25 protein-coding genes are annotated in these 25102 nt (G+C 63.8%); 14 read left to right on the top strand and 11 right to left on the bottom strand.

Annotated features, from left to right (window positions below):
* Position 1 precedes the first annotated feature (1 nt).
* From NKI61_RS19100 to NKI61_RS19080, 5 genes are read right to left on the bottom strand one after another with little or no spacing between them, the layout of a single operon-like run.
* The gene (locus NKI61_RS19100; RefSeq protein ID WP_352840281.1) at positions 2-784 is read right to left on the bottom strand and encodes a DeoR/GlpR family DNA-binding transcription regulator; all 783 of its coding nucleotides are present in this window, start codon (positions 782-784) and stop codon (positions 2-4) included.
* A gap of 2 nt (positions 785-786) precedes the next feature.
* Positions 787-1590, bottom strand: coding sequence for an HAD-IIB family hydrolase (locus tag NKI61_RS19095; protein ID WP_352840287.1), 804 nt, complete (start codon positions 1588-1590; stop codon positions 787-789).
* Positions 1591-1597: 7 nt separating this feature from the next.
* Positions 1598-2890, bottom strand: coding sequence for an iron-containing alcohol dehydrogenase (locus NKI61_RS19090; protein WP_352840280.1), 1293 nt, complete (start codon positions 2888-2890; stop codon positions 1598-1600).
* Positions 2891-2904: 14 nt separating this feature from the next.
* Positions 2905-4362 carry a xylulokinase gene (locus NKI61_RS19085; RefSeq protein WP_352840279.1) on the bottom strand — a complete coding sequence of 486 codons (1458 nt, stop codon included), beginning with the start codon at positions 4360-4362 and terminating at the stop codon, positions 2905-2907.
* A complete protein-coding gene (locus tag NKI61_RS19080; protein ID WP_352840278.1) occupies positions 4362-5039 on the bottom strand; it encodes a beta/alpha barrel domain-containing protein in 678 nt (225 codons plus the stop codon). Before NKI61_RS19080 ends, NKI61_RS19085 begins: the two co-directional genes overlap by 1 nt.
* A 236-nt stretch (positions 5040-5275) precedes the next feature.
* Between NKI61_RS19080 and NKI61_RS19075 the strand changes: the two genes are divergently transcribed.
* The 5 genes from NKI61_RS19075 (at position 5276) to NKI61_RS19055 (ending at position 9662) form a co-directional block, all read left to right on the top strand.
* Positions 5276-6589 (top strand): ABC transporter substrate-binding protein, encoded by a 1314-nt coding sequence (locus NKI61_RS19075; protein WP_023692040.1) that lies wholly within the window; start codon positions 5276-5278, stop codon positions 6587-6589.
* Between the two features lie 67 nt (positions 6590-6656).
* The gene (locus NKI61_RS19070; RefSeq protein WP_352840277.1) at positions 6657-7589 is read left to right on the top strand and encodes a carbohydrate ABC transporter permease; all 933 of its coding nucleotides are present in this window, start codon (positions 6657-6659) and stop codon (positions 7587-7589) included.
* Positions 7590-7599: 10 nt separating this feature from the next.
* On the top strand, positions 7600-8433 hold the full coding sequence (locus NKI61_RS19065; protein WP_352514956.1) for a carbohydrate ABC transporter permease: 834 nt from the start codon (positions 7600-7602) through the stop codon (positions 8431-8433).
* 12 nt (positions 8434-8445) lie between these two features.
* On the top strand, positions 8446-9501 hold the full coding sequence (locus NKI61_RS19060; RefSeq protein WP_352840276.1) for an ABC transporter ATP-binding protein: 1056 nt from the start codon (positions 8446-8448) through the stop codon (positions 9499-9501).
* Positions 9498-9662: a hypothetical protein gene (locus tag NKI61_RS19055; protein WP_023728593.1), complete on the top strand. Its 165-nt coding sequence runs from the start codon at positions 9498-9500 to the stop codon at positions 9660-9662. Before NKI61_RS19060 ends, NKI61_RS19055 begins: the two co-directional genes overlap by 4 nt.
* Before the next feature lie 22 nt (positions 9663-9684).
* Here the strand turns inward: NKI61_RS19055 and ggt are convergent, their stop codons facing one another.
* From ggt to NKI61_RS19030, 5 genes are read right to left on the bottom strand one after another with little or no spacing between them, the layout of a single operon-like run.
* The gene (gene ggt, locus NKI61_RS19050) at positions 9685-11271 is read right to left on the bottom strand and encodes a gamma-glutamyltransferase (protein WP_352840275.1); all 1587 of its coding nucleotides are present in this window, start codon (positions 11269-11271) and stop codon (positions 9685-9687) included.
* A 39-nt stretch (positions 11272-11310) separates the two neighbouring features.
* A complete protein-coding gene (locus NKI61_RS19045) occupies positions 11311-12612 on the bottom strand; it encodes an NAD(P)/FAD-dependent oxidoreductase (RefSeq protein WP_352514954.1) in 1302 nt (433 codons plus the stop codon).
* A 2-nt stretch (positions 12613-12614) separates the two neighbouring features.
* Complete coding sequence (locus NKI61_RS19040; RefSeq protein ID WP_352840274.1) at positions 12615-13997, bottom strand: glutamine synthetase family protein; 1383 nt, start codon at positions 13995-13997, stop codon at positions 12615-12617.
* 6 nt (positions 13998-14003) lie between these two features.
* Positions 14004-15287, bottom strand: a complete 1284-nt coding sequence (locus tag NKI61_RS19035; protein ID WP_352840272.1) for a glycosyltransferase — start codon at positions 15285-15287, stop codon at positions 14004-14006.
* Between the two features lie 10 nt (positions 15288-15297).
* Positions 15298-16236 carry a GntR family transcriptional regulator gene (locus tag NKI61_RS19030; RefSeq protein WP_023685712.1) on the bottom strand — a complete coding sequence of 313 codons (939 nt, stop codon included), beginning with the start codon at positions 16234-16236 and terminating at the stop codon, positions 15298-15300.
* 235 nt (positions 16237-16471) lie between these two features.
* On the opposite strand from NKI61_RS19030, the gene NKI61_RS19025 reads away from it, so the two are divergent.
* The 9 genes from NKI61_RS19025 (at position 16472) to NKI61_RS18985 (ending at position 24413) form a co-directional block, all read left to right on the top strand.
* Positions 16472-17536, top strand: coding sequence for a polyamine ABC transporter substrate-binding protein (locus tag NKI61_RS19025; protein WP_023685711.1), 1065 nt, complete (start codon positions 16472-16474; stop codon positions 17534-17536).
* 94 nt (positions 17537-17630) lie between these two features.
* On the top strand, positions 17631-18473 hold the full coding sequence (locus tag NKI61_RS19020; protein ID WP_352840286.1) for an ABC transporter permease: 843 nt from the start codon (positions 17631-17633) through the stop codon (positions 18471-18473).
* A 216-nt stretch (positions 18474-18689) separates the two neighbouring features.
* A complete protein-coding gene (locus NKI61_RS19015; RefSeq protein ID WP_352840285.1) occupies positions 18690-19451 on the top strand; it encodes an ABC transporter permease in 762 nt (253 codons plus the stop codon).
* Complete coding sequence (locus NKI61_RS19010; RefSeq protein ID WP_352840271.1) at positions 19448-20521, top strand: ABC transporter ATP-binding protein; 1074 nt, start codon at positions 19448-19450, stop codon at positions 20519-20521. Before NKI61_RS19015 ends, NKI61_RS19010 begins: the two co-directional genes overlap by 4 nt.
* 10 nt (positions 20522-20531) lie before the next feature.
* Entirely contained in the window at positions 20532-21806 is a 1275-nt protein-coding gene (locus NKI61_RS19005; RefSeq protein WP_023704269.1) for a glycosyltransferase, read from the top strand.
* The gene (locus NKI61_RS19000) at positions 21803-22153 is read left to right on the top strand and encodes a cupin domain-containing protein (protein WP_023672949.1); all 351 of its coding nucleotides are present in this window, start codon (positions 21803-21805) and stop codon (positions 22151-22153) included. The genes NKI61_RS19005 and NKI61_RS19000 overlap by 4 nt, the downstream gene beginning before the upstream one ends.
* 21 nt (positions 22154-22174) lie before the next feature.
* Positions 22175-22516: a cupin domain-containing protein gene (locus NKI61_RS18995; protein WP_023672950.1), complete on the top strand. Its 342-nt coding sequence runs from the start codon at positions 22175-22177 to the stop codon at positions 22514-22516.
* Between the two features lie 23 nt (positions 22517-22539).
* Positions 22540-22884: a cupin domain-containing protein gene (locus NKI61_RS18990; protein ID WP_023672951.1), complete on the top strand. Its 345-nt coding sequence runs from the start codon at positions 22540-22542 to the stop codon at positions 22882-22884.
* A 20-nt stretch (positions 22885-22904) separates the two neighbouring features.
* Complete coding sequence (locus NKI61_RS18985) at positions 22905-24413, top strand: aldehyde dehydrogenase family protein (protein WP_023733647.1); 1509 nt, start codon at positions 22905-22907, stop codon at positions 24411-24413.
* A gap of 55 nt (positions 24414-24468) precedes the next feature.
* Here the strand turns inward: NKI61_RS18985 and NKI61_RS18980 are convergent, their stop codons facing one another.
* Positions 24469-25008 (bottom strand): invasion associated locus B family protein, encoded by a 540-nt coding sequence (locus NKI61_RS18980; protein WP_502896401.1) that lies wholly within the window; start codon positions 25006-25008, stop codon positions 24469-24471.
* Positions 25009-25102: the final 94 nt, after the last annotated feature.

Below are 25102 nucleotides of genomic sequence, written 5' to 3'. Positions count from 1 at the left end.
ATCAGTCGGCGGCAAACACATGCAGCTCCGTGCCCGCCTGTTCGGCAGCAGTGCGCAGGTCGGCCTTCGGTTCGCTGTCGGTGACGATATCGGCAATGTCATCGAGCCCGCAGATGCGTTCCAGACTGCTGCGGCCAAACTTGTCGTGGGTCACCACCAGCACCGTCGACAGTGAACGCGATATCATTGCGCGTTTAACGGCCGCGGCGCCCGAGATCATGTCGCTCGGACCATCGGCGCTTATCCCCGATGCGCCGATAATGGCGACGTCGGCATTGTAGCGGCGCAGGAACTCGACGGTGTCTTCGCCCAACACGCTGCCTTCCCGGCTATCATAGGTCCCGGGGCAGAGCAGCACCCGAAAGGTCGGATTGGCGCCCGCCACCGAGGCCACGCCGGTGGAATTGGTGATGATAGTCAGGTCGCGCTTCAGCTGCGAAAGGTTGCGCGCCACCTCATAGGTGGTCGAACCGCCATCGATCATCACGATCTGGCCCTTCTCGACAAGGCCTGCCGCGCCGCGGCCGATGCGGGCGCGCTCCTCGATCAGGGTCAGGCCACGCTCCGAAATCACCGGTTCTGATGTCACCAGCGAGATCGTCGCACCGCCATAGGTGCGGTTGATCAGCCCGGCATCGCCGAGTTCGATGAGATCGCGGCGGATGGTCTCGCCGGCGACGCCGATGCGCCGTGCGAGCTTGGAGATGCGTATCGACGCCGACCGGCGCACTTCCGAAAGGATAAGCGCGTGCCGCTCCTTCTTCGTCAGTCGGCCTTGGTCCATGACTATTCCATTCCCTTTGCAGCAATCAGCGCGTCCCCAAACTCGGCAAATCCCTTCGCGCCGCGCCCGCTTGTGACGAAGGCGGGAGACGCCGGAAGCTCGCCGGCGAAGTCCAGCACATTAGCGACGCCGACGCTGTTGGGGAAGAAGCCGAACATTGGTGCATCGTTTGGACTATCGCCGACGAAGACAATGCTGTCCTTGTCATGGTCGATATCTATACCGAAACAGTCCCGCAAGAATAGCCGGCTTGTCGACAGTTTGTCGTATTTGCCGAACCAGCCATTGACGTGGATGGACGAGATTTTCGCCGTCGCGCCATAGCGCTGGAAGATGCCGACGATCTTCAGAACCTCGGTTTTGGGCAGCGGCGCCACGTCCTCGCAAAAATCGATCGCCAGATCGGCCTCGCGATAGGCCTGGTCGGCCGCGACCGCCGCACCCGGAACTTCGCGCAGAACGGTTTGCTCGATCTCCTTGAGGCGCGCGGCATCGGCCTGCCGTTCGGCAGCGCTCTTGGCGTAGTGGCGAACAATCCGCTTTTTGGCGTCGTCGTAGCGGAAATAGAAGGCGCCGTTCTCGCCGATCACGCCGTCCACCGGCCATTGCCGGGCGATCAGGTCGCACCAGCCGGCAGGGCGGCCGGTAACCGGCGCGACAATGAATCCGGCCTGCTTCAGCCGCTCGAGCGCCGCATAGGCTTTTGCCGGCAACCGCCCCTTGTCGGTCAAGGTGTCGTCTATGTCGGTCAGCACGACAGCGATGTTGCGCCGGTCCGGCGCGGTGAAGTCGGTGAGCGGACGCAGCACCCGCTCAGGCTCCCGCCGCAACCGTTTCGAGCGAGGCAGCAGCGACGTCGAGCATGGTGAACCTGTCGCGGATCAGCCGCGCATTGGCGACCGCCTCGTCGTAGAAGCCAGCCGGTATGGCGACCTCTTGCGGCGTGGTTGGGGCGCCGGCGGCACGCAGTGCTGCCGCGATCTCGCGAGCCGGGCGTGCCACCCGCAGCAGCCTTTCGCGATGCGAGCGCCACTGCCTGGCCAGCATGGTGTTGACAGCGTCCGCCCGTTCGCGGTCCAGCAGCTTGGGCTTGAATGCCGCCCAGCAGGAACGTCCGAGCGTTTCGCCGAAGATTTCGATGAAGCGGTCTGGCGTATCGGCGGAGGGCGCGAGCTGCAGCTCCCGCAGCGCCAGCACGCGTTCCTGCAGCCGCGCCATCGTCAACGTCGTCACCGCTATGTGCTCGCCGTGATGCGCTTCGGGCAATCCCTGGCCCCGCATGTCGATATAGTGGGCGATGAGATGTTCGCCCTGACTGGCCGGATAGGAGCCGCCGCACAAAGTCATGCCAAGGCCCGACATGACCAGCGTGCGCACCAGCACTTCCATCGCCTCAATGTCGCCGGTCCCGAGTTCGCCGGCTTTGGCGATAAGCGCCTCCTCGTCCTCGGCCAGAAGCATGAACGGCGCCTGCCTGTAGGGCGTGCCGAGCAACAGATGCGCCATCAGCCAATCGGTCTGCGCGGTCGGCCGCGCCATCGAATCGCCGAAGCCGGCAGCGATCAGCCGGTGCGGCGCCCGCGCCATGACATCGAGATCGAGGAAGACGCCGACCGGCAGGCTGGCCGTCAGCGATTTCTTGAGGCCGTCCTCGGTGATTGCCGCCGACACCGAGGTGTAGCCGTTCATCGATGGCGCGGTGCCGAACACCGCATAAGGTTTTTGGGTGAGATGGGCAGCATATTTGGTGATGTCGTTGATCGAGCCAGATCCGACCGCGACCAGGCCGCTGGCGTCTTTCGTGCGTGCGATCACCGATCGCACCGCGTCCATGTCCGGATGCGGATGGCGCGGCAGGATGATCTTGTCGACATCGCTGCTGCCACGCAGTGCGATCGACACCCTCTCACCGAGCGCCAGCCTTGTGTCGGGATCCATGACCACGGCGAGCTTGCGGCCGAGCGGCAGCGGCTTGACCAGCGCATCGGCCTCGTCGCCGAGACCGCGCCCTATGACGATGGTCTTCAGCGGCACCGACAGCATTCCCTGGCTGTCCGGGTCAGGCAGCGTGCCGGCAATAAGGCGATCGAGCATTTGTCTGGACATAGGATGCAGTCCGGTCAGTCAGCATGAAGCGGGGTCAGGGCATCGAACAAGGTGCGATACCGGCGGTAACTTCTGTCGTAGGCGGCCTTGGCGGAAGGATCAGGGTCGATCGTCTCGACGTGGCCGGCCAGCCTTTCAGCCGCCTGCTGCACTGAGGAGGTAAGGCCGACGGCCGCGGCGGCAAGGATTGCCGCACCGATCGGCGAGGCATCGGCCGCACCCGCGATCTCGACCGGCCTGCCGCTGACATCGGCGCGGATCTGCGCCCACACCCGGCTGCGGGCACCACCGCCCGAGAGCCTGATGCGCCCCGTGGCGATGCCGAGCTCGTCCAGCCGGTCGACCACGTCGCGCATGGCGAAGGCGCAGCCTTCCAGCACGGCACGGGCGCAAGCCGCTTTGCCGTGGAAGGAAGTCAGCCCGTAGAAAGCGCCGCGCGCCTCGTCGATCCAGCGCGGCGCCATGGCGCCGGACAGCGCCGGCAGGAACAGCAGGTCATCGCTGCCGGCAACCACCGTCGCCGCCAGTTCCGACATGGCCGCCGGCGAATCGACGCCGAAGGTTGATAGAAACCACGTCACCGCGCCACCCGAAAGCCATCCGGGATTGGAGATGAAATAGCGGTCACCGAGAAAACCATGCGTCTCGACCAGGCCGCCGTGGTCGAGACGAAGCGTGTCCGATACCGCACCGACCACTTCTGCCGTGCCAAGATTGCAGGCGACGATATCAGGCATAACGACGCCGGCACCAATGGCGGCGGAAAAATCGTCACCGGTGCCGACCGCAAGCGGCGTCCCCAAGGGCAGACCGGTCAGCTCGGCGCCGGCGCCGGTCAAAGCGCCGGCGACTGCGGTGGCATCATCGATGGCGGGCAATCTGTCTGCATCGATGTCGAAGGCCGCGAGCAGATCGCCGGCGTAATCGCGCTCCCTCAGCCCATAAAGCATGGTCGTCGAGGCCAGCGCATGGTCGATGACGGCGCGGCCGCACAGCGCCGCAACCACGAACGATACAGGCTGATGCCAGAGCGCCACCCGGCGCGTCTCGGGCAGGTTGCGCGCTGCCCAACGGATCTTGGCCGCCATATGCGTGGCGTCGAGGACGAGACCGGTGCGCTCGCGGATGAAGCCGGGATCTATGCCGGCGATTTCTCCGGACGCCCGCCGGTCCATCCAGATGATGCACGGCGCCAGCGCCTCACCATTGCGATCGACCGCGACGCAGCCGTCGAGCTGGCCGGCAATGGCAATACCCTTGATGTCGGACGGCGCAAGCCCAGCCTTGTCGAGCGCGCCGGCAATGGCCGGCTTGAGCGCCGCCAGCCACAGCGCCGGGTTCTGTTCGGCCCAGCCGGGCGCCGGGAAGGCCGGCTGGTACAACACAGCGGCCTCGCCACGCAGCCGCAATTCGTCATCGACAACGATCGCCTTCAGGCTTTGTGTGCCGAGATCGATGCCGATGACTGGCATTAGACACGCTCGCAATCCGCGAGGACATCCCGCAGTTGCGAGAGGATAGAACCTTTCGTCGGCGAATAGGAGCCATCGAAAACCGCTGTGCCAATGGTAAAAGCGTTGGCGCCGGCCAGCTTGATTGCCTTGATCCGATCGGCTGATGCCACAGCGCCGGCGACGATCAGATGCCGCGACGGACCAAGCCCGCGCCGGGCTGCGCGCACCAGTTCGGCCGGGTCGGCCTCGGTGGCGCGATAGGCGAGGATATCGCATCCCGCACAACCTTTCTCGGCGAAGGCTCGGCAATCAGCCTCGACGTCCTCGACCGAGCCGCCGAGCTTGGTTGGATGGCCGACCGGCCGACCCGGAAAAGGGTAGTATTTGGTGCCGCTCCCCTCCAGCAGCGCCATGATCTCGTCGACCTGGGTGCCACCGAGCAGGCGCTGGATGCCGAGATCCCTGGCGATGCGCGCGGAATTAAGGCAGGCCTCAGCCGTCGTCGAGACAACTTCCATGTAAGTGGTGGCGCCTGTCCGGGCAATGGCGACAGCGAGCTTGCGCAGCACATCCGGCGCGACGCCAATATCCTTGAAACCGACATGCTTCAGGCCGACCGGCTCGATCAACTCGACGAGGTCGAGACAGTCCTCGACCGTGCGATCGTTACGCGTCAGCATGAAGATGAAGTCCATCCGAAAGGTCGCCTCGCCTGGTCGGGAAAGCCGGTTTACCGCCGGTCTGTTAACACCTCCCAACCATTCGTTGCAAGGTGCCACATTTTGATTTGCAGTACCACACATTTTATGACAGAACGGGCGCCGGCCCGCCAGGCACGACTTCTAGGGAGGGAAGAATGCTCAAGCCGCTGAGACGTACCGCGTCCAGACTGCTCGTCGCAGCCGTATTTGTGTGCCCCCTGACGTGGCAAGTGACACAAGCGGCCGCGTGGGATCTGAAAGAGGCGTCGAAGCCCTATAGCGGCCAGACCATCCGCATGGTCGGCGAGGCGCTGCCGCCCCTCGAAGCGCTGAAGAAGATGGCGCCGGAGTTTGAAAAACAGACCGGCATCCATGTCGAAGTCGAGATGTACGAGCACTCGGAAGCCGTCAACAAGGTGCAGCTCGATCTCAACTCGCACCGCGGCCGCTACGACGTCATCATCCAGCCGCATCGCGAACTCGGCAAGTTCGCCACCAACAACCATCTGGTCGAAATCGCCAAGATGATGGCCGACCCGGCTTTGCGCGATCCGAGCTTCGAGCCGGAGAAGCAGCTCTACCAGACCGCCTGGCACGAAATCTCCTGGTATGACGGCAAGGAGTACGGCTTCCCCTTCACAGTGCTCAACATGTTCATGTGGTATCGCTCGGACCTGCTCGCCGATCCCAAGGAGCAGGCAGGCTTCAAGGCCAAGTATGGCAACGACCTCGCTCCCGCCAAGGACTGGAAGCAATACCGCGATATCGCCGAATGGTTCTATCGCCCCGACCAGGGTTTTTACGGCACCGCCCTGCAGGGCAAGCGCCATGAGGCGCTGTGGTATGAGTGGCTCAATTTCCTTTATTCCTTCGGCGGCGACGTGCTCGACGTGAAGAGCGGCTCGGCCTGCGGCCCGGTCATCGTCAACAGCCCCAAGGCCGTCGCCTCGCTCGAATATTACAAGAGCCTGCTGCAATTCTCGCCGCCGGACAGCCTCAACTATTTCTGGGATGATGTCATGGCGCTGATGCAGCAAGCCAAGGTCGCCGAGCTGATTATGTGGAACGACGCAACCTATGCCGTATCGGTCGACACCACGGCCTCCACCGTGGTCGGCAAGGTTGGCTTCGATCTCGTGCCGCAAGGCGACGGCGGCAAGATCGGCCAGGTCGAGGGCTGGACCTATCTGATCCCGGTCTATTCGAAGAACCAGCAGGCCGCCTTCCTCTTCGTCCAGTGGATGATGGGCTATGACCGCCAGCTCGAGCAGCATCTCAATGGCGGCGCCTCGGGCCGGCCCGATGTCTATGCTTCGGCGGAGGTGCAGAAGCTGCCCTATGCCAAGGCTTCGATGGAGGCCAACGAGCATGCGGTGCCGAAGGCGACGCTGCCGCAATCGGCCGAGATGACCGACATACTGGTGCGCGAACTGTCGTCCTACCTCGCCGGCGAAAAGGAGGCGCAGGCCGCCCTCGACACCGCCGCCACCGATATCTCGACATTGCTCGGTTCTTGCGCACCAATGACCTATCCGGCACGATAGGCCTTGAGATGTCGCGCAGAGGCTACCCGCACAAGCGGGTAGCCGTTCTTGTCCGCAGGAAACACCCGTGACGAACCGCACTCCATCGCCGCGCCGCGGAATGCCGCTTCTCGACCGTGGGGTGGGACCGCTCTTGATACTGCCGGCGACACTGCTCGTCGTCGTCTTCCTGGTCGGCCCGTTCTACTACATGGTCTACACCGCGCTGACCGACCTCAGCTTCGCTGATGCCAGCCATGGGGGCGCCTTCGTCGGCTTCGACAATTTCCGCAAGCTGATGCGCAACGATCCATTCTTCTGGGCATCGTTCCTGCTGACGCTGAAATTCGTCATCATCGCCGTCGGCCTCGAATTCCTGCTCGGCTTTGCGCTGGCCTTCCTGATCTTCCGCTTCGTCGCCAGCCAGCGGCTTCTCACCACACTGCTGCTCATCCCGATGATGATTGCGCCGGTCGCCGTCGGGCTGATCTGGCGGCTGCTGTTGCAGGGCGATTTCGGCATGCTCACCTTCTACATGCGCAAGGTTGGCCTGCTGGCGCAGAATTCGGCGGTGCTTTCGGCACCCGACCTGGTGTTTCCGACCATCGTCGCCATCGATGTCTGGCAGTGGACCCCTTTCGTCACTCTTATCATGCTCGCCGGGATGATGAGCCTGCCGCGCGCGCCGTTCGAGGCGGCGATGATGGATGGCGCAAAACCGTTTCAGATCTTTTGCGATGTCATGCTGCCGCTGCTGCGGCCCGTCATCGCGCTGGTGCTATTGCTGCGCGGCATCGACGCGTTCAAGGAGTTCGACAAGGTTTTCCTGATGACCGGCGGCGGTCCGGGAACGCTGACCGAACTGGTGTCGATCTACGCCTACCGCGTCAACTTCCGCAACTGGGACCTCGGCTACGGCGCCGCGGTCGCCTTCATGATCTATCTCGTCGTGCTGATCCTGTGCTCCGTCTTTTACAAGGCCGTCTACTGGTCGAGCCGCAAGCAGGCGGCGTCGTTTTGAGGGCGCTGCGATGATCGATCAATCCACCAACCGCGCCTGGAGCAGTTTTGCCTGGGCCGTGCTGCTGGTCGCTGTCGTGGTGGCCTTGACGCCCTACGTCTGGATGGTGCTGGCCTCGTTCAAGAACCGCGTCGACCTGTTGTCCTCGGTGCCGAAATGGGCTTTTACGCCGACGTTCTCCAACTATCCGGCGGTCTTCATCGACAAGGAATACTGGCCGCTGGCGATCAATTCGGTGCTGATCTCGGTATCGTCGACAGTGTTGTGCATCGTCATCGGCGCGCCGGCCGCCTACGGCTTTGCCCGCTCGAATTTTCCCGGCAAGGAAGACCTGTTCTTCTTCTTCCTGACCACGCGCATGGCGCCGCCGATCTCGATCGCCGTGCCGCTGTTCCTGTTCTTCACCTCGCTGGGCCTGATCGACACCATCTACGCCGTGGTGATCGCCCACACCTCCTTCAACCTGTCGCTGGTCGTCTGGATGATGCGCGGCTTCTTCGCCGAAATCCCCAGGGAGATCGACGAAGCCGCGATGATGGACGGCCGCTCGCGGCTCGGCGCATTCTTCTTCGTCGTCGCGCCGCTGGCCGCACCCGGCATCGGCGCCACAGCGGTGCTCTGCTTCATCCTGTCGTGGAACGAGTTCCTCTATGCCTTCATCCTCGTCGCTTTCGACGGGCGGCCGCTGACCGTCGGCATACCCGGACTGGTGACGCCGCATGGCACGCTCTGGGGACAAGTCGCGGCAGTCGCGATCGTGGCAACGCTGCCGATCGTGCTTTTCACTTTCCTTGTCCAGAAACAGCTCGTCCGCGGCCTCACCTTCGGCGCGGTCAAGGGTTGAAGGGATCCTTGCATGGCAATTGTTTTCGACGGCGTCACCAAGGCCTTCCCGGACGGGACGGTGGCGCTGCAGGCGCTCGATCTTGCTTTCGAGCCCGGCGAATTCCTTGTTCTGCTCGGGCCCTCTGGTTCCGGCAAGACGACAGCCTGCCGGCTGCTTGCCGGCCTTGAACGTCCCACGGCCGGGCGCATCATGGTCGAGGGCCTCGATGTCACCGACCTGCCGCCGCGCCTGCGCGGCATGGGCATGGTGTTCCAGAACTATGCGCTCTACAGCCATAAGAGCGTCTACGAGAACATCGCCTATCCCTTGCGCATCCGAAAGATGCCGGCTGCCGAGCTTGACCGCTGCGTCCGCGCCATGGCCGAGCTGCTTGAGATCACCCGTTACCTAGACCGCCGCCCTTCGCAATTGTCGGGCGGCCAGGCGCAGCGCGTGGCTGTGGCCCGCGCCCTGGTCTGGCAACCTAGCCTCTGTCTGATGGATGAGCCGCTGTCCAATCTCGACGCCTTGTTGCGGCTCCACATGCGCACCGAGCTGAAGCGTCTGCATCGCGAGCTGAAAAAGACCTTCGTCTTCGTCACACACGACCAGGAAGAGGCGGTGACGCTGGCGACCAGGGTCGCGGTGTTGCGCGAAGGCGCACTGATCCAGTACGACGACCCGCGCGAGATTTATCGGCGGCCTGCCAATCGCTTCATCGCCGAATTCATCGGCCGTCCAGCGATGAACACGTTCGATGGCGATGTCCGCGCCGGCGTCTTCCACGCCAGCGGTTTCACTTGCCCGCTTCCGGGAAAGCCTGATGGTCCCATCGTGCTCGGCATTCGCCCCGAGCAGATCCAGCTTGTCGACGCGACTGCCGGCGATGCCATCCTGTTTGCCGTCGACGTCGTCGAACCGGTCGAGCCGGACGTGCTGATCTTCGCCAAGAGCGAGGCGAATGCGCTGATCGTCAGGACAGTGAATGTCGATCGCGCTTTCGATCCCGGCCAGCCGCTTTATCTACGCTTTCCGCCGGCAGCGCTGCACACGTTCGATGCGGTTTCGGGAGCGCGGCTGCCGTGAGCTCGCTACTCGCTTTGGTGCCGCTGGCCGCCGCGGCACTTGTCTGGCGGCTGTTCTACAGCTTCAACCTCTCGCGGCGCTGGTTCTCGATGGGGGAACTCATCTTCTGGGACGCCATTGCACTGGTAATCCTGCAGCTTGTCTGGCTGATCTGGTTCTGAATGCGCATTCCAGCAACGCAGATCAGTAGCCCAGCGCACAACCGTCCTTGCGCGGATCGGAGGCACCGGTGAGCGTGCCCTTTTCCCAATCGATCAGCACCAGCTGGCCGCCGCCATGCGGCTCCTCGGCGATCGAAACCTGATGGCCGCGCTGACGCAGGCCGGCGATCGCCTCAGCTGGAATGCCGCGCTCCGCCAGCACGGCGTTGTCCTTGTAAAACACCCGTGGCGCATCCAGTGCTTGCTGCGGATCCATGCCGAAATCGATCATGTTGGTGAGGAGATGGACGTGGCCGAACGGCTGGTAGCCGCCGCCCATCACCCCGAACGGCATCACCACCTTACCCCCTCGCGTCGCCATGCCAGGCATGATGGTGTGCATCGGTCGCTTGCGCGGCGCGATACGATTTGGATGGCCTTCCGTAACGCGAAAACTGCTGCCGCGATTCTGCAGCACGACTCCGGTCTTGGGACCGACGACGCCGCTGCCGAAAGAACCGAAGGTCGAGTTGATGAAGCTGACCGAATTGCGGTCGCGGTCGACCACAGAGATATAGACGGTGTCGCTGCGCGGAAGCTCAAGCCGCGGCAGATGCGTCATGGCGCGGCCCGGATCGATGGCGGCGCGCAGCCGCTCCGCATAGGCTGCCGACAACAGTTGCTCGACGGGAACCTTGACGAAATTCTGGTCGCCGATGAAAGTGTCGCGGTCCTGATAGGCAAGCCGGCCGGCTTCGATCTCGAGATGCAGCCGCTCGGCGCCGTTTGGCTCCAATGACCCGAGCGCAAAGCCGGAAAGCACGTTCAGCATGATCAGCGCCGTCAGGCCCTGATTGTTTGGCGGCATCTGATGGATGTCGTAGCCGCGATAGGACGTGTTCACCGCTTTGACGTAGTCGCCCTTGGTTGCAGCGAAATCGTCCAGCGCATGCAGCCCGCCGAGCGCGCCGAGACGCGCCACAAGATCATCCGCGACCTCGCCCTCATAGAAGCCGGCGCGGCCTTTGCTCGCGATGATGCGCAAGGTTTCCGCGAGCTCCGGCTGCCGATGCACATCACCGGCCTGTGGTGCCCGGCCGTTCGGCAGGAAGATCCGCGCGGCATGTTCGTCGGCGGCGAGCAGGGCAACCTCGTCAGCCCAATCGAAGGCGACGCGATCATGAACGACATAGCCCTGTTCGGCATAGCGAATGGCAGGCGCTAATGCGGCGTCGATGCCCTTCTTGCCGTGATCTTCAAGCAGCCGGCACCATGCATCGATGGCGCCTGGTATGGTGACGGCATGCGGTCCGGCCGCAGGCAGTTCGAAATGCCCCCGCTCCAGATACCATTCGGCGGCTGCCGCAGCGGGCGAACGCCCCGAGCCGTTGAAAGCGAGAACATCGCCCTCGCCTTTGGGACTGTAGAGCACAAAACAGTCGCCGCCGATGCCGGTCGATTGCGGCTCGACGACGCCTTGCACCGCTGCAGCGCACACAGCGGCATCCATGGCATTGCCGCCGGAGCGCAGCATGTCGATGGCGGCCAGCGTCGCCAACGGATGCGATGTCGCCGCCATCGCTTCGGTGGCGCGAACCGGCGAGCGGCCGGGGAACTGAAAATCACGCATGCAATCGCCTCCAATGGTTCGCGCCCGCCGGCAGCAGCCTCAATGCTTGATGCGGTCGCGCATGGCGTACCACAACATCCCCAGCACATAGAGCGGACCCCGTAGCGCCGTACCGCCCGGGAACGGCATCGGCGTCAGCGTCGAGAACAGATCGAGCCGTGAGGCATCACCGGTGATCGCTTCGGCGAGCAGTTTGCCCGACAGCGTCGACAGGATGACGCCCTTGCCGGAATAGCCATGCGCGAAATAGACCTCGCCATAGTGCCCGACATGCGGCAGCCGCGATGTCGTCACCGACACCAGCCCGCCCCAGGCATGGTCGATACGGCAGCCCTTCAATTGCGGGAAAGTGGCTTCCATATGCGGCCGCACGAAGCCGGCGATGTCGGCCGGCGGCGACGGCGTGTAACGCTCGCCGCCACCGAACAGCAGGCGTCCGTCCGCCGACATGCGGTAGTAGTTGACGACGAAGCGTGTGTCGGACACCGCCACATTGGCCGGGATGACATTGCGTTTACCCTCCAACGGCTCGGTGGCGACGATGTAGTTGCCGACCGGCATGATACGGCTGTTGACGCGTGGCTCCAGCCCATTGAGCAGCGCATCGCCCGCCAATACGACATGCTTGGCCCGTACCGAACCCTTCGATGTCGAGACCCGGATCGATGGCTCCAGCTCCAGCTTTACCGCGACGGAATTTTCATGGATGACGACACCGGCCGCCACGGCGGCACGGGCAAGGCCGAGCGTGTAGTTCAGCGGATGCATATGGCCGCCGAGCGGCTCATACATCGCGCCATGATAGGGCGTGTCCACCTTGCCGCGTGCCTGCGCCGCCGACAGGATCTCGACGTCGCGGAACTTCATCACGCTCTCGAGGCATTTGGCCTCGTCTTCGAGATCCCTGAGGTCGGAGCCATTAACGGCACCGACGAGATGGCCGGTCAGCCGCAGATCGCAGTCGATGGCGTGGCGCTCGATGATGTCGAGCACCAGGCCCCGCGCCTCGAAGGCGAGGTCGAACAGCGCCTTCGCCCGCTCGGGGCCGTAGAGCTTGACCAGCCCCTTGGCGCCTTTGCGCAGGCCGGGGATCATCTGGCCGCCATTGCGGCCCGACGCGCCCCAGCCGATCTTGCCGCCTTCGAGCAGCACCACCTTCAGGCCGCGCTCGGCGGCATGAAGGGCGGCCGACAGGCCGGTGCAGCCGCCACCGACCACCACCAGATCGGCGCCGACATCTCCCACCAGCGCCGGATGGTCCGGCGCCGGATTGGCGGTGGCGACATAATAGGAATTGCCGATATCGAGGCTCGAATTGAAACCCGTTGAGCCGGAGGCCATGATCACACCTTCAGCAGCAAATGGTCGCGTTCCCAGCTCGTCACCACGCTCTGGAACAGGTCGAGTTCGACGCTCTTGACGCGCAGATAGGTCTGGAAAAAATCCTCGCCGAGCAATGCCCGCACCGGCTCGCAAGCAGTGAAACGATCAAGCGCCTCCTCCATCGTTTTCGGCAGCGTGCTTTTGATCTTGTAGGCATTGCCCGAGGCCTCAGCCGAGCGCGCCAGCTTCTGCTCGACGCCGAGATAGCCGGCAAGCAGCGAACCGGCGATCGCCAGATAGGGATTGCAATCCGCACCCGGCAAGCGGTTCTCTACCCGCCGGGCGGCGCGGCCACCTGCCGGCACGCGCAGGCCGCAGGAGCGGTTGTCATGCGACCATTCGATGTTGGCCGGCGCGCTGTGGTTCGGCCGGATGCGGCGGAACGAGTTCACGTTGGGTGCGAATAGCGGCATGATCTCGGGCACATATTTCTGCAGGCCGCCGATGAAATGGCCGAACATTTCGGTGTCTGCATCATCTCTGTCGGCAAACAGCGCGGCGCCTGTCGTTTCATCGACGACAGACATGTGCAGATGCATCGAGCTGCCGGCCTGCGCGGCGATCGGCTTGGCCATGAAGGTCGCGTGCATGCCGCTCTGCTGCGCTGCCTGGCGCGTCAGCCGCTTGAACAGCAGCACCTGGTCGGCGAGTGGCACCGCGTCGCCGTGCAGCAGATTGATCTCCAGCTGCGCGGTGCCCGATTCATGGATCAGCGTGTCGAGCGGCAGGCCGGCGGCTGCGGCATAATCATAGACGCGCCTTATCACCGGCTCGAATTCTTCCAGCGCCACCATGTCATAGGGATGCTGCGAGCCCTCGGAGCGGCCATTGGCGCCAACCGGTGCCGTCAGCGGCTGGTCGGGATTCGGATTGGGCGCGGTCAGATAGAATTCGACTTCCGGCGCCACCACCGCGCGCCAACCGCGCTTCCGGTAGAGATCGAGCACGGCGCACAGCACATGTCGTGGCGAGGCCATCCAGGGCTTGCCTTCCATGTGGAAGGCGTCGGCGAAGACATAGGCTTTGCCAGCGCCACCGCCCGGCGCCAGGCACAGCGTCGACATATCAGGCACCATGCGCATATCCGGGTCTTGATAGGCAAAGCCTTCGTCGATCGAACCGGAGTAGCGGCCATCAATGCTGACCAGGAAAGCGCTGCTCGGCAGGTAAAGTGCGCGGTCTTCCAGCGCCTTGAGGAATTTTGCTGTCGGCAGCGCCTTGCCGCGCAGCACGCCATTCATGTCGGGCACCAGGCACTCGACCTCCGTGATGCCGTGCTGGGCGAGCCAGGCCTTGGGATCGTTGCCGGTGAAGAGAGCGGTGTTGGTATTTTTGTCCTGCATTTTGGTTCACGTACCTATGAGAGAGAGTATGGCTTGCGCGGCCACATCCGTTCCAGGGGTCAGCGCCATCTTGGCAGCATTGTCCCTGAGGCGGGCGCGCATCGCATCGTCGGCCAGCAGGCCGAGAATGGCTCTCTCCAATCCCCCTTCGGTCCAGGCGTCGCGGCCGATATGGTCGCCCACGCCCGTCTCTCCCGCGCGTTGCGCATTGTCATGTCCGTCCCAGCAATAGGGCATGATCAGCGACGGCACGCCGAAGCGCAGCGCCTCGCAAAAACTGTTGTTTCCTCCGTGATGAATAAACAGGTCCGACTTCGCCACCACCGAAGGCTGCGGAAACCAGGCGTCGAGATAGACATTGTCCGGCACCGCGCGGTAGGCGTCGCGCAGGCCGCCGGCATTGACGATGAAGCGCGCCGGCAGCCGGTCGAAGACGGCGAGCATGCGTTCGATCAGCCCGACATCCATCGCGCCGAGACTGCCGAAGCTGACATAGACCAGCGGCCCGCCATTGCGCGGAAACACCGGCACCTCGAACGGCCCTTCCGAGCGCACGCAGCCTTCGAGATAAACGAAGCGTTTGGGGTCGAGCGGCTCGGCCCGCTCACGCCGTACGATCGCTGGCGTCAGCAGCAGATTGAGGTCGGGTGATGTCTCGAGGAACAGGCCCTTGGGCAACGGCGCCAGGCCGGCATCCGCGCGAAAACGGTTGAAGCACTCATGCGCGGGTGCGGAGGCCGCGAGATAGCGCGCTTCGAACGCCGCACGTTGCGGGTCGTCGGCACCCATCCCCGAGAGATAGGGCGGCACCTCGGCATCCGGCAGTTCCGTCTCGGCACAGGAGACGACGCGCACCCACGGGCAGCCGGCGGCGGCGATCGCCGGGAACATGATGACGTTGTCGAGCACCACCGCGTCCGGCTTCAGCCGCGCCAGCAATTGGCGCAGCGGCGCCTCGGCGTTGACGGCGGTGTCGACGATCGCTTGCCAGGTCGGCGCGACATAGGTCTCGAGCTGGTCGATCGGGCTCAGCCGGAAATGCGGCAGGTGCCGGCGCACGAAGGCCTGCCAATAGCTCTGGCGGTCGCTGTCGCTCAGCGGCTCATCCGTCGGCAGATGGTATTCCTGGAAGCCATAGTCGGTATAGACGCCGGAGAAGCCGGCATGGCAGATGAAGACGGGGCGAGCGCCCCGTGCGCGCAATGCCTGTGCGATACCGACGCAATTCAACGCGGCGCCGAAACTGGCCTCGGGAAACAGCGCGATGGTCGGGCTGGCTTTACGCGTCAATTATTCCTCTTCAATCCGGCCGGCTGATCATGCCGAACAGTGCGGGAGCTCCGCGGCTGGCTGCTTGCGGTCGCTGGCTGCGGGAGAGCCGCAGGTGAATGCGAAGCAGATCGGCAGCCACCTCATACTGCCGGCTTTCAAGATAGTCGAGTATGCCCGAGTGTTCGCGCAACGATTGCCGCAGCCGAAACACGTTGACGCCGGAATAGATGCCCGGCAGCCGGCGCAGGCGGAGATGATCGGCCAATGCATCCGACACAAAACGGTTGGCGCAGCCCTCGGCGATCATGCCATGAAAATCCATGTCCAGCCGCTGGAACTCGCGCGTGTCGAATGTCTCGTCCGGCAGCGCTGCAAGCGCTTCCATGCCTTGCCGCAACATTGCTGCCCGCGCCCCGTCCAGCCGAAAGCCTGGCGTCAGGATGGCCGCCGGCTCCAGCACCAGGCGGAACTCGTAGCTTTCGCCTTGCGCCTCCGGATCGTCCGGCGCGCGGCGAAACAACCAGGATTGCCCAGGCGCACGATCCAGAAGATTCTCGTCGGTCAGTTTGTTAAGTGCTTTTAGTACCGTCTTGCGATCAGCGTCGTAGCGTCGCATCAGCCCCGCGATGGTCACCGTCTGGTCCAACCGTCGCGCCGAGCGGTCGCGCAGGATGGCTTCGGCGAGCTCGTCTTCCTCCGCACTGGGTAGTTCGGCGGCAATGGCGGGCTGGGCGGCGAGGTCGACCGTCAGATGATAACCGCTGTCGGCCTCCCAGCGCACCACGCCCCGTTCCGCGAGCAGGCCGAGTGCGGCGCGTACGGGCGTGCGCGAGACATTGCACAGCGAGGCGATCTGCTGTTCGGGCAGGCGGGCGCCAGGCTCGAAGCCACGCTGCCGCGCCACATCCAGGATGCGCTGCGCCAGATCGAGATGGTTGGTGCGAGGTCGTCTGGCTACGGCTTGCATGGCTTTTCTCGAATGCGAATGTGGCGCATTGGTCTGGCTGATCGCCGGAACAGGGACAATCGGCCAAATTCCTCCGTCGGTTGACAGATTATGGATTGACGTACTTTTTTCTGCAATAGTACTGTCGGCACAATCGGCGAGAAAAGACCGAGGGAACAGGATCAAGGCAGGCGCGCGCGTCGCCGGCCTTGGTCCGGCAAATGATTTCGACGATCAAACCGAATGGGAGACTGCCATGACCGCTACCAGCCTGCGGCGCCGTGCGCTCAATACATCCTCAATCGCTCTCGGTCTCGCCCTGACGCTCTCGGTGCCGGCCGCCGCAGCCGACCTCGTTATTTCGAACTGGGATGGGTACATGGCACCCGACGCCATGGCCGCTTTCAAGACCGCCACCGGCGTTGCCGGCGAAGTGGTGGTGCACGCCACCAATGAAGAGATCATGGGCAAGCTGATTGCCGCCGGCGGCAAGGGCTATGACGTGGTCTTCGTCTCCTCGCCCTTCGCCGAAGTATTAAACAAGCTTGGCCTGACCGAGCCGATCGACCATGCCAAGATCCCCAACCTCGCCAACCTCTATCCCGAAGCGACCAAGCTGCCGCACGATGTCGGCAACGCTTTCTCCGTGCCTTACACCTGGGGCACGACGGGCCTCTGCTACCGCTCTGACCTTGTCAAGACGGCGCCCACGAGCTGGAGCGACCTGCTCGCCCCTTCCGACGAGATGAAGGGCAAGACCACCATGCTGGCGACCGATCGCTGGCTGCTGGCCGCCGGGCAGCTCGACAAGGGCTATTCGGTCAACGAGACCGACCCGGCCAAGATGGCCGAGGTCAAGGACCTCTTGATCTCCGCCAAGAAGACCCTGCTCGCCTATGACGACACCACCTTCTATTCCAAGCTGGTTTCCGGCGAGGCGCTGATGGTGCAGGCCTGGGACGGCTGGTGCAATTACGGCATCGCCGACAAGCCGGAGATCAAATACGTCATCCCCAAGGAAGGTTCGGACCTCTGGGTCGACACGATGGTGGTGATGAAGGCGTCCGAGCACAAGGACGACGCCTTCAAGTTCATCAACTTCATGCTCGACGCCAAGAACCACGCCTGGGCGGCGCAGAACATCGACTACAAGGTGCCGAACAAGCCGGCGATGGAAAGCCTGCCGGCCGACTTCCTGGCCAAATTCCCCAACATGGCGATGCCGGTGGCCGATCTCGTCAAGTTCGAGCAGTTGCGTGACGTCGGCGAAGCCCAGCGCGACTATTCCAAGATCGTCAGCGAGATCAAGGCCGCGCAGTAAGCGGCGCAGACTTCACGGCCGGCAGCACTTCTGCCGCCGGCCCTGAGCGGTACCCGAGAAATTGTCCCAGACCCGACTTCGTTCCTCCCTGCTGATGGCCCCGGCGCTGGTCTGGCTGACCGCGCTGATGGTTATTCCATGCGCGCTGGTGCTGGCGCTCGCCTTCTTCCGGCGCGGCATCTATGGCGGCATCGACTACACTTTGACGCTGGAAAATTTCGGGTTGGTGTTCGACCCGCTCTATGCCGGCATTTTCCTCAATTCGGCGCGCATCGCCGGCACGGCAACGCTGATCGCGGTGGTGATCGGCTATGCCGCCGCCTATGCGATCGCGGCCGCCCCGCGCCGGTGGCAGCCGGTGTTCCTGTTCTTCGCCGTGCTGCCGTTCTGGTCCAACTACCTGATCCGCACCTATGCCTGGATCGTGCTGCTCAACCGCGAAGGCCTGATCACCCAGCTCTTGCGCTGGTTCGGCTACACCGGCGAACCGCCCTCGATGCTCTATACCGAAGGCTCGGTCATCGCAGGCCTCGTCTACAACTATCTGCCCTTCGTCATCCTCGCCTGCTACGCGCCGCTGTCGCGCCTCAACCCGGAACTGGCCGAGGCCTCACGCGATCTCGGCGCCTCCGCTGCCACCACCTTCCGACGTGTCATCCTGCCGCTGACCGTGCCCGGCATCGCTGCGGGTGCTGTCTTCGTCTTTGTGCTGTCGATCGGCAATTTCGTCACCCCGGCGCTGCTTGGCGGCGGCCGCTTCCAGATGATCGGCAACCTCGTCTACGACCAGTTCCTGACCGCCAATGACTGGCCGTTTGGCGCGGCATTGGCGATGGCGCTGATCGCCATCATGCTTCTGGTGCTGATGGCGCAGGCACTCGCCGCCGACCGCGCCGCGGGGCGTGCGGCAGAGGCAAGGGGTGACGCCGATGGCTGAGCGCTGCGCAATTCTTGCCTTCTCCCCGTCCACGGGGAGAAGGTGCCCCGAAGGGGCGGATGAGGGGCGGCGTCAACCTTTGCGACGCTCAGCGCTGCCCCCCGTCTGCCCGCCGGCATCTTCTCCCCGTGAACGGGAAGAAGGACTCTGGTCGTTCGCTTGCCTTCCAATTGTCGGAGGCCGGCGGTGACCCATTCCTTCACCCGTACGATCGGCATGCGGACGATCCTCACCCTCGTCTTCGCCTTCCTCTACATCCCGATCGCCGTGCTGGTGGCGCTGTCCTTCAACGAAGGCGGATTGCCGACGGCATGGTCGGGCTTTTCGCTGAAATGGTATGCCTCGCTGGCCGGCAATTCCGCAATCCTTTCCGCTGCGCTCAACACGCTGATCGTGGCGTTGGTCTCCACGGCCATCGCCACGCTGCTCGGCACGCTGCTGGCCATCGGCATCGAGATGCGCCGGCAATACGGCAGGGGTCTCGAGGCGCTGATCTTCGCACCGATGATCATCCCCGACATCGTCCTGGCGATCGCTCTGCTGTCGTTCTTCTCCATGCTAAACCTGACCATGGGCCTGCACACCATCATCCTCGCCCATGTCGTCTTCAACCTCGCCTTCGTCTGCTCGGTGGTGCGCGCAAGGCTAAAGAGTTTCGACTGGTCGATCGTCGAGGCCTCCGCCGACCTCGGCGCCTCGGCTCTGACCACCTTCCGGCGTGTGACATTGCCGGTCATCGCGCCGGCAGTGATTGCCGGCGCTCTGCTTGCCTTCACGCTCTCGGTCGACGAGTTCATCATCGCCTTCTTCACCGCCGGTGCCGGCCGCGCCTCGACGACGCTGCCTATGCAGATCTACGCCATGATCCGCTTCGGCATCACGCCGGAGATCAACGCGCTGGCGACCATCGTCATGGCGGTATCCATCACCGCGCTGACCCTGTCGCAGCGGCTCAACCGTGGGATCATCGGCCAATGAGCGAACCGCGCACGCTGCTGGCCATTGATAACGTTTCGAAGAAGTTCGGCCGGGTCACCGCCGTCGACGGCATCTCGCTCGACATCCGCGAAAACGAGTTCTTCGCGCTGCTTGGACCCTCCGGCTGCGGCAAGACCACGCTGCTGCGCATGCTGGCCGGCTTCGAGACGCCAACCGACGGCCGCATACTGCTCGATGGCAAAGACATCGCCCGGACCCCGCCCAACAAGCGGCCGGTCAATCTGATGTTCCAGTCCTACGCGCTGTTCCCGCATATGAGCGTGCGCGCCAATGTCTCCTACGGGCTGGAGATGGAGCGCTTGCCGAAAGCTGAAATCCGTTCCCGCGTCGAGGCCATTCTGGCCACCACCGAGCTTGTCCCCTTCGCCGACCGTAAGCCTGAGCAATTGTCGGGTGGCCAGAAGCAGCGCGTCGCGCTCGCCCGCGCGCTGGTCAAACGGCCTCGGTTGCTGCTGCTCGACGAACCGCTGGGCGCGCTGGACAAGAAACTGCGCGGCGCCATGCAGATGGAGCTGAAGCGCCTGCAGCACGAAGTCGGCATCACCTTCGTCATCGTCACCCACGACCAGGAAGAGTCACTCGTCATGGCCGACCGCATGGCGGTGCTCAAGGACGGCCAGCTGCTGCAATGCGACACACCGCACGCGATCTATGAACATCCGGCCGACCGTTTCGTCGCCGACTTCATCGGCGTGATGAATTTCGTACCGGGCAAGGTGTCTGCCAATGGCGTGATCGCCGCGAACGGCGCGCGCATCACCGGCAAGGTTCCCGCCAAGCTCACACCCGGCGCTTTCGCTGTCGCTTCGGTGCGACCCGAACGCATCCGGTTGTTCCCGTCAGCCGACACCGCCAACCGCACCACGGGCACGGTCGAGGCGCTGGCCTATCACGGGCTCGACCTGCAGCTGCATATCCGCACGCCCTTGTCGCCAAAACCGTTCCTGGTGCGCGTCACCGCCGATGCCGCCGACCGCCGGCCGGTCTCCTCGGGCGACCAAGTCGAACTCGGCTGGGACGCCGCCGATGTCAGAATTTTTGCAGAATAGGAGAAGCCTGATGGCGCAGAAGACGATCGCGTTTTTTCCCGAAGCGGCCTACGGCCCGGCGCTCAATTCGGTCGGCATCGCGCAAGCCGTCGAGGCGCGCGGCCATAAGGCAGTGTTCCTGTCCGACCCGGGCTTTGTCGATGTCTACAAGGGTTACGGCTTCGAAGCGCATCCGGTGAACCTGTCGGAGCCGATGCCGCCCGAGCAGATGGCGAAATTCTGGGAAGACTTCATCAACGGCCACATCCCGAACTTCCGCAAATCGCCATACGATCAGGTCGACAATTACGTGAAGGATTGCTGGACCGCGATCGTCGACAGCGCCAAATGGGCGCAGAAAGATCTGCCGCGCGTTCTGGCCGCCATCAAGCCGGACGTGATCTGCGTCGACAACGTCATCCTGTTTCCGGCCATCAAACAGTTCGGCAAACCCTGGGTGCGCGTCATTTCCTGCTCGGAAAACGAGATCGAGGATGAGGACATCCCGCCGCATCTCTCGGGCTGCGGCGAGAACGACCATGTCGGCCACCAGCGCTACCGCGATCATTTCAACGCGGTGATCAAGCCCATCCACGACGACTTCAACGCCTTCCTCACCGCAAACAATGAAGCGCCCTACCCCGTCGGCCAATTCTTCGAGGCCTCGCCCTATCTCAATCTGCTGCTCTATCCCGAAGCGGCAAAGTTCAAGCGCCGCCATCCGCTCGACCCGGCAAAGTTCCAGTATCTGGAAGGCTGCGTGCGGCAGGAAAAGCCCTATACCGTGCCGACCTTCCCCGAGAACAATGACGGGCCGCTGCTCTATGTCTCCTTCGGCAGCCTCGGCGCCGGCGATGTCGATTTGTTGAAGCGCATAATCGCAACACTGGGCAAGACCCGTTACCGCGCGCTGGTCAATGTCGGCGGCTACAAGGACCAGTACACGGATGTGCCGGACAACGTCATCGTGGAGAGCTGGTTTCCGCAGCCTTCAGTTATCCCGCAGGTCGATGCCGTAATCCACCATGGCGGCAACAACTCGTTCACAGAGTGCCTCTATTTCGGCAAGCCGGCCATCATCATGCCCTATGTCTGGGACGGCCACGACAACGCCACCCGCGTCCAGGAAACCGGCCACGGCTTCGGCATGCCGCGCTACGACTGGAGCGACGCCCAGCTGATCAGCAGGATCGAAGCCTGCCTGACTGACCCCAAGATGAAGATCAGGCTGGCGAAGACCTCGGCGCAGATGCAGGCCCAGAACGGGCCTGAGAAGGCAGCCGGGCTGCTGGAGGCGCTGCTGTGACCTCCTCCGCCCCGCATCTCTACCAAGCCTCCACCCGCACCGACCTCGTCGACTGGGGCGCCCAGTCCGACGCGCTGGACGGCGCGTCGCACTCGACCGGCAGGCTTGTCCACAAAGGACCCAACAACCAGCCGGAATCCGGCATCTGGGTGTGCACGCCCGGCCGCTGGCGGCTCTCGATTCCGCGCGACGAATTGTGCCATTTCGTCGCCGGCCGCGCGACGTACCGGTCGGATGCCGGGGAGGTGGTAGAAGTCGCAGCCGGGACCGTGGTCATGTTCCCTGCCGGCTGGACAGGCGAATGCACCGTGCATGAGACCATGCGCAACGTCTACATGCTGGCTTGAACAGCAACGGAGCTTCCCAATATGCCGACACCGCACTGGCCAAAGGCCTCGACCGTGAAACTGGAGGACTGGGGCGGGGGCAGCAACACGCTTGCCGGCTCGCCGCGCGCCTCGGGCAGGATCCTCTCGCAGAACCCGGACGGCTCAAGCGAATGCGGCCTGTGGTCGTGCACGCCAGGCAGCCGCAAGGTTACCTTTGCCGCCGACGAGTTCTGCCATTTCCTGTCGGGCCGCGGGACCTATGTCCGCGAGAATGGCGAAGAGATCCCGGTCGAGGCCGGCATGCTGGTGTTCTTCCCCGCCGGCTGGGCCGGCACCTCCACCATCACGCAAACACTGACCAAGGCCTTCATGTGCCGCTGAGCACTTTTTTAAAGGAAATCGCCATGACCACGCCCATCATGCAATCCCCGCTTGCCATCACCGACCTCGTCGACTGGGGCGTCATCCCGACCATGATCGAGGGCGTGTCCCACACCTCGGGCAAGCTGCTCTACAAGGGGCCGGAGGGCCGTTCGGAATGCGGCCTGTGGGTCTGCACCCCCGGCAAATGGCACTGCCATGTCACCCGCGACGAGTTCTGCCACTTCCTCGAGGGCCGCTGCACCTATGTGCACGAATCGGGCGAGGTCATCCAGATCGAGCCGGACACGGCGGCGTTCTTTCCTCAGAATTGGAAAGGCGTCTGCACCGTCCATGAGACCATCAAGAAGGTCTACATGATCCGCTGAGCGGACCTGAAAGGACGACCATGCAATTCTCCGCTGAACGGCCGGCTTTCTTCGTCAATCCGGACTACCGGCCGATGACCGGCACGGCAAAACCGGTGATCGATCCGGCGACGCTGGAGACCGTCGGCTCGATCTCCGCCGCAACGGACGGTGAGGTCGATGCGGTGCTGTGTGCCGCAACCACGGCACAAGCCGCCTGGAAGAAGCTCGATGCCAAGAGCCGGGCAAAGCATCTGCATGCGGTCGCCAACGCCATCGAGGCGGCGGACTTCACCCGCTGCGCAGAGCTGATGGTGCGCGAGATGGGCAAGCCTTATCCCGAAGCAATCGGCGAGATCGCCAATTGCGCGCCGATCTTCCGCTACTATGCCGAGATGGCGCGCGACGACGCCGGCAAGATCGCCGGTACGACGCAGGCCGGGTCGTTCCAGTATGCGCGCTACGAGCCGTATGGCGTCTCCGTGCACATCATGCCTTACAACTTCCCGATCCTGCTGATGTGCTGGACCGTTGCGGCCTCGCTTGCCGCCGGCAATGGCTGCGTCATCAAGCCGGCCGAAGCGACGACGCTGTCGACGCTGGACTACATGACGGTGTTCCGTTCACTGCCGGAAGGGCTGGTCGCCTGCCTGCCTGGCACGGCCGCCACCGCGCAGGCGCTGATCGCCTCCGAGCGCACCCACGCTGTCGCCTTCACCGGCTCGGTCGCCGCCGGCAAAGCCGTGGCAGTCGCCTGCGCCGAGCGCATGAAGCCTTGCGTCATCGAAGCCGGCGGCAGCGATCCGCTGATCATCAGCGAGCACGCGCCGCTCGACGTGGCGGCAGCCGGCAGCGTCACCGCCGCCTTCCACCTGACCGGCCAGGTCTGCACCTCGGCCGAACGCTTCTTTGTCGTCGACTCGGTTCACGATCGCTTCGTCGAGCTGTTCGCCGAGAAGACGCGGGCGCTGCGCATCGGCAATGGCATGGACAAGACCGAGATCGGCCCGCTGGTCAGCGAAGCCGCCCGGGCGAAAGTGATGCGGCTGGTCGATGATGCTATCAGCAACGGCGCTATAGCCGTTGCCGGCGGGCGCATTCCGCCGGCGCACAACAATGGCTGGTTCTACGAGCCAACGATCCTGACCGGGGTTACACCCGATATGGCGATCGTGCGCGAAGAGTGTTTCGGGCCGGTCGCAGCGATCTGCCGCGTAAAGGATTTCGACGAAGCGATCCGGCTTGCCAATGACAGCCCGTTCGGGCTCGGCGCCTCGGTCTTCACCACCGACCTCGCCGAGGCGCATGAAGCGGCCGAGCGGCTCGAGGCCGGCATGGTCTGGGTCAACAACCCGCTGATCGACAATGACGCCCTGCCCTTCGGCGGCTGGAAGGCATCAGGCCTTGGCCGCGAGCTGGGACGCCAGGGACTCGACGCCTTCCGACGCTCCAAGATGGTCATCATCGACCACAGACCGGCGATCAAGGACTGGTGGTACCCCTACCCCGACAGCTGGTTCCGCGAGACAGGCGGCCGCAAGCACGTGTGAGCCCGGCTAGTCCATAACGTAAGCTGATGCTTACGCATCTGCCGAGATAGGCCGGCTATTTCAACGCTTGAAGCTTGTCGATCGCGGCAGTGAATCCGGCAAGCGAGACCGGAATGGTCACCGGCTTGCGCGTCACGGACTCGATGCCGATGTTCAGGTTGGTTCCCGATTTCATCGCCTTGAGGAGGTCCGCCGACAAAGGGGTCGCCGCATAGGCGCCGTTCTGGTCACTGGTCTGGATGGCGATGGTCGTCTTCTGCCCCTGGTCGATCTGGTACGAGGCGCCGGAAGGCAGGAACAGCCCGTGCGGCAAGGCCAGCAGCATCGCGAGGTTGCCATTGCCGTTGTCGCGGCGAACCGTAACGGTAAGAACGCGCTGCCCCGTCTTGGCCTCGGTAAGGTTTTGGGAGACCTGGCATTGAAGCTCGGTGCCGGCCGATCCGCTAGCGCAGTTTAGCGACCATGGATTGCCTTCTGCAGGCTTTGTCTCGGCAGATTTGGTTGACTTCGGCTCTTCGGCAAGCGCCGACCCTGCCGACACGACCAGCCATAGCGCGCCGACCCAGGCGGCCCGCCCACAAACGGTTCTCAGCAATGAAGCCACCCGATCCTCGTCGTGTCAGGGTTTCGCCCAGCGCGTGATACAACAGCCGAGCCTGGCGGGGAAGCCAATACGGTACATGAGCGCC

It is taken from the genome of Mesorhizobium sp. M0514, assembly GCF_040321145.1.
Lineage (GTDB): Bacteria > Pseudomonadota > Alphaproteobacteria > Rhizobiales > Rhizobiaceae > Mesorhizobium.
The sequence above is the reverse complement of the archived record's forward strand: the minus strand, read 5'-3'. Positions and strand labels throughout refer to the sequence as shown.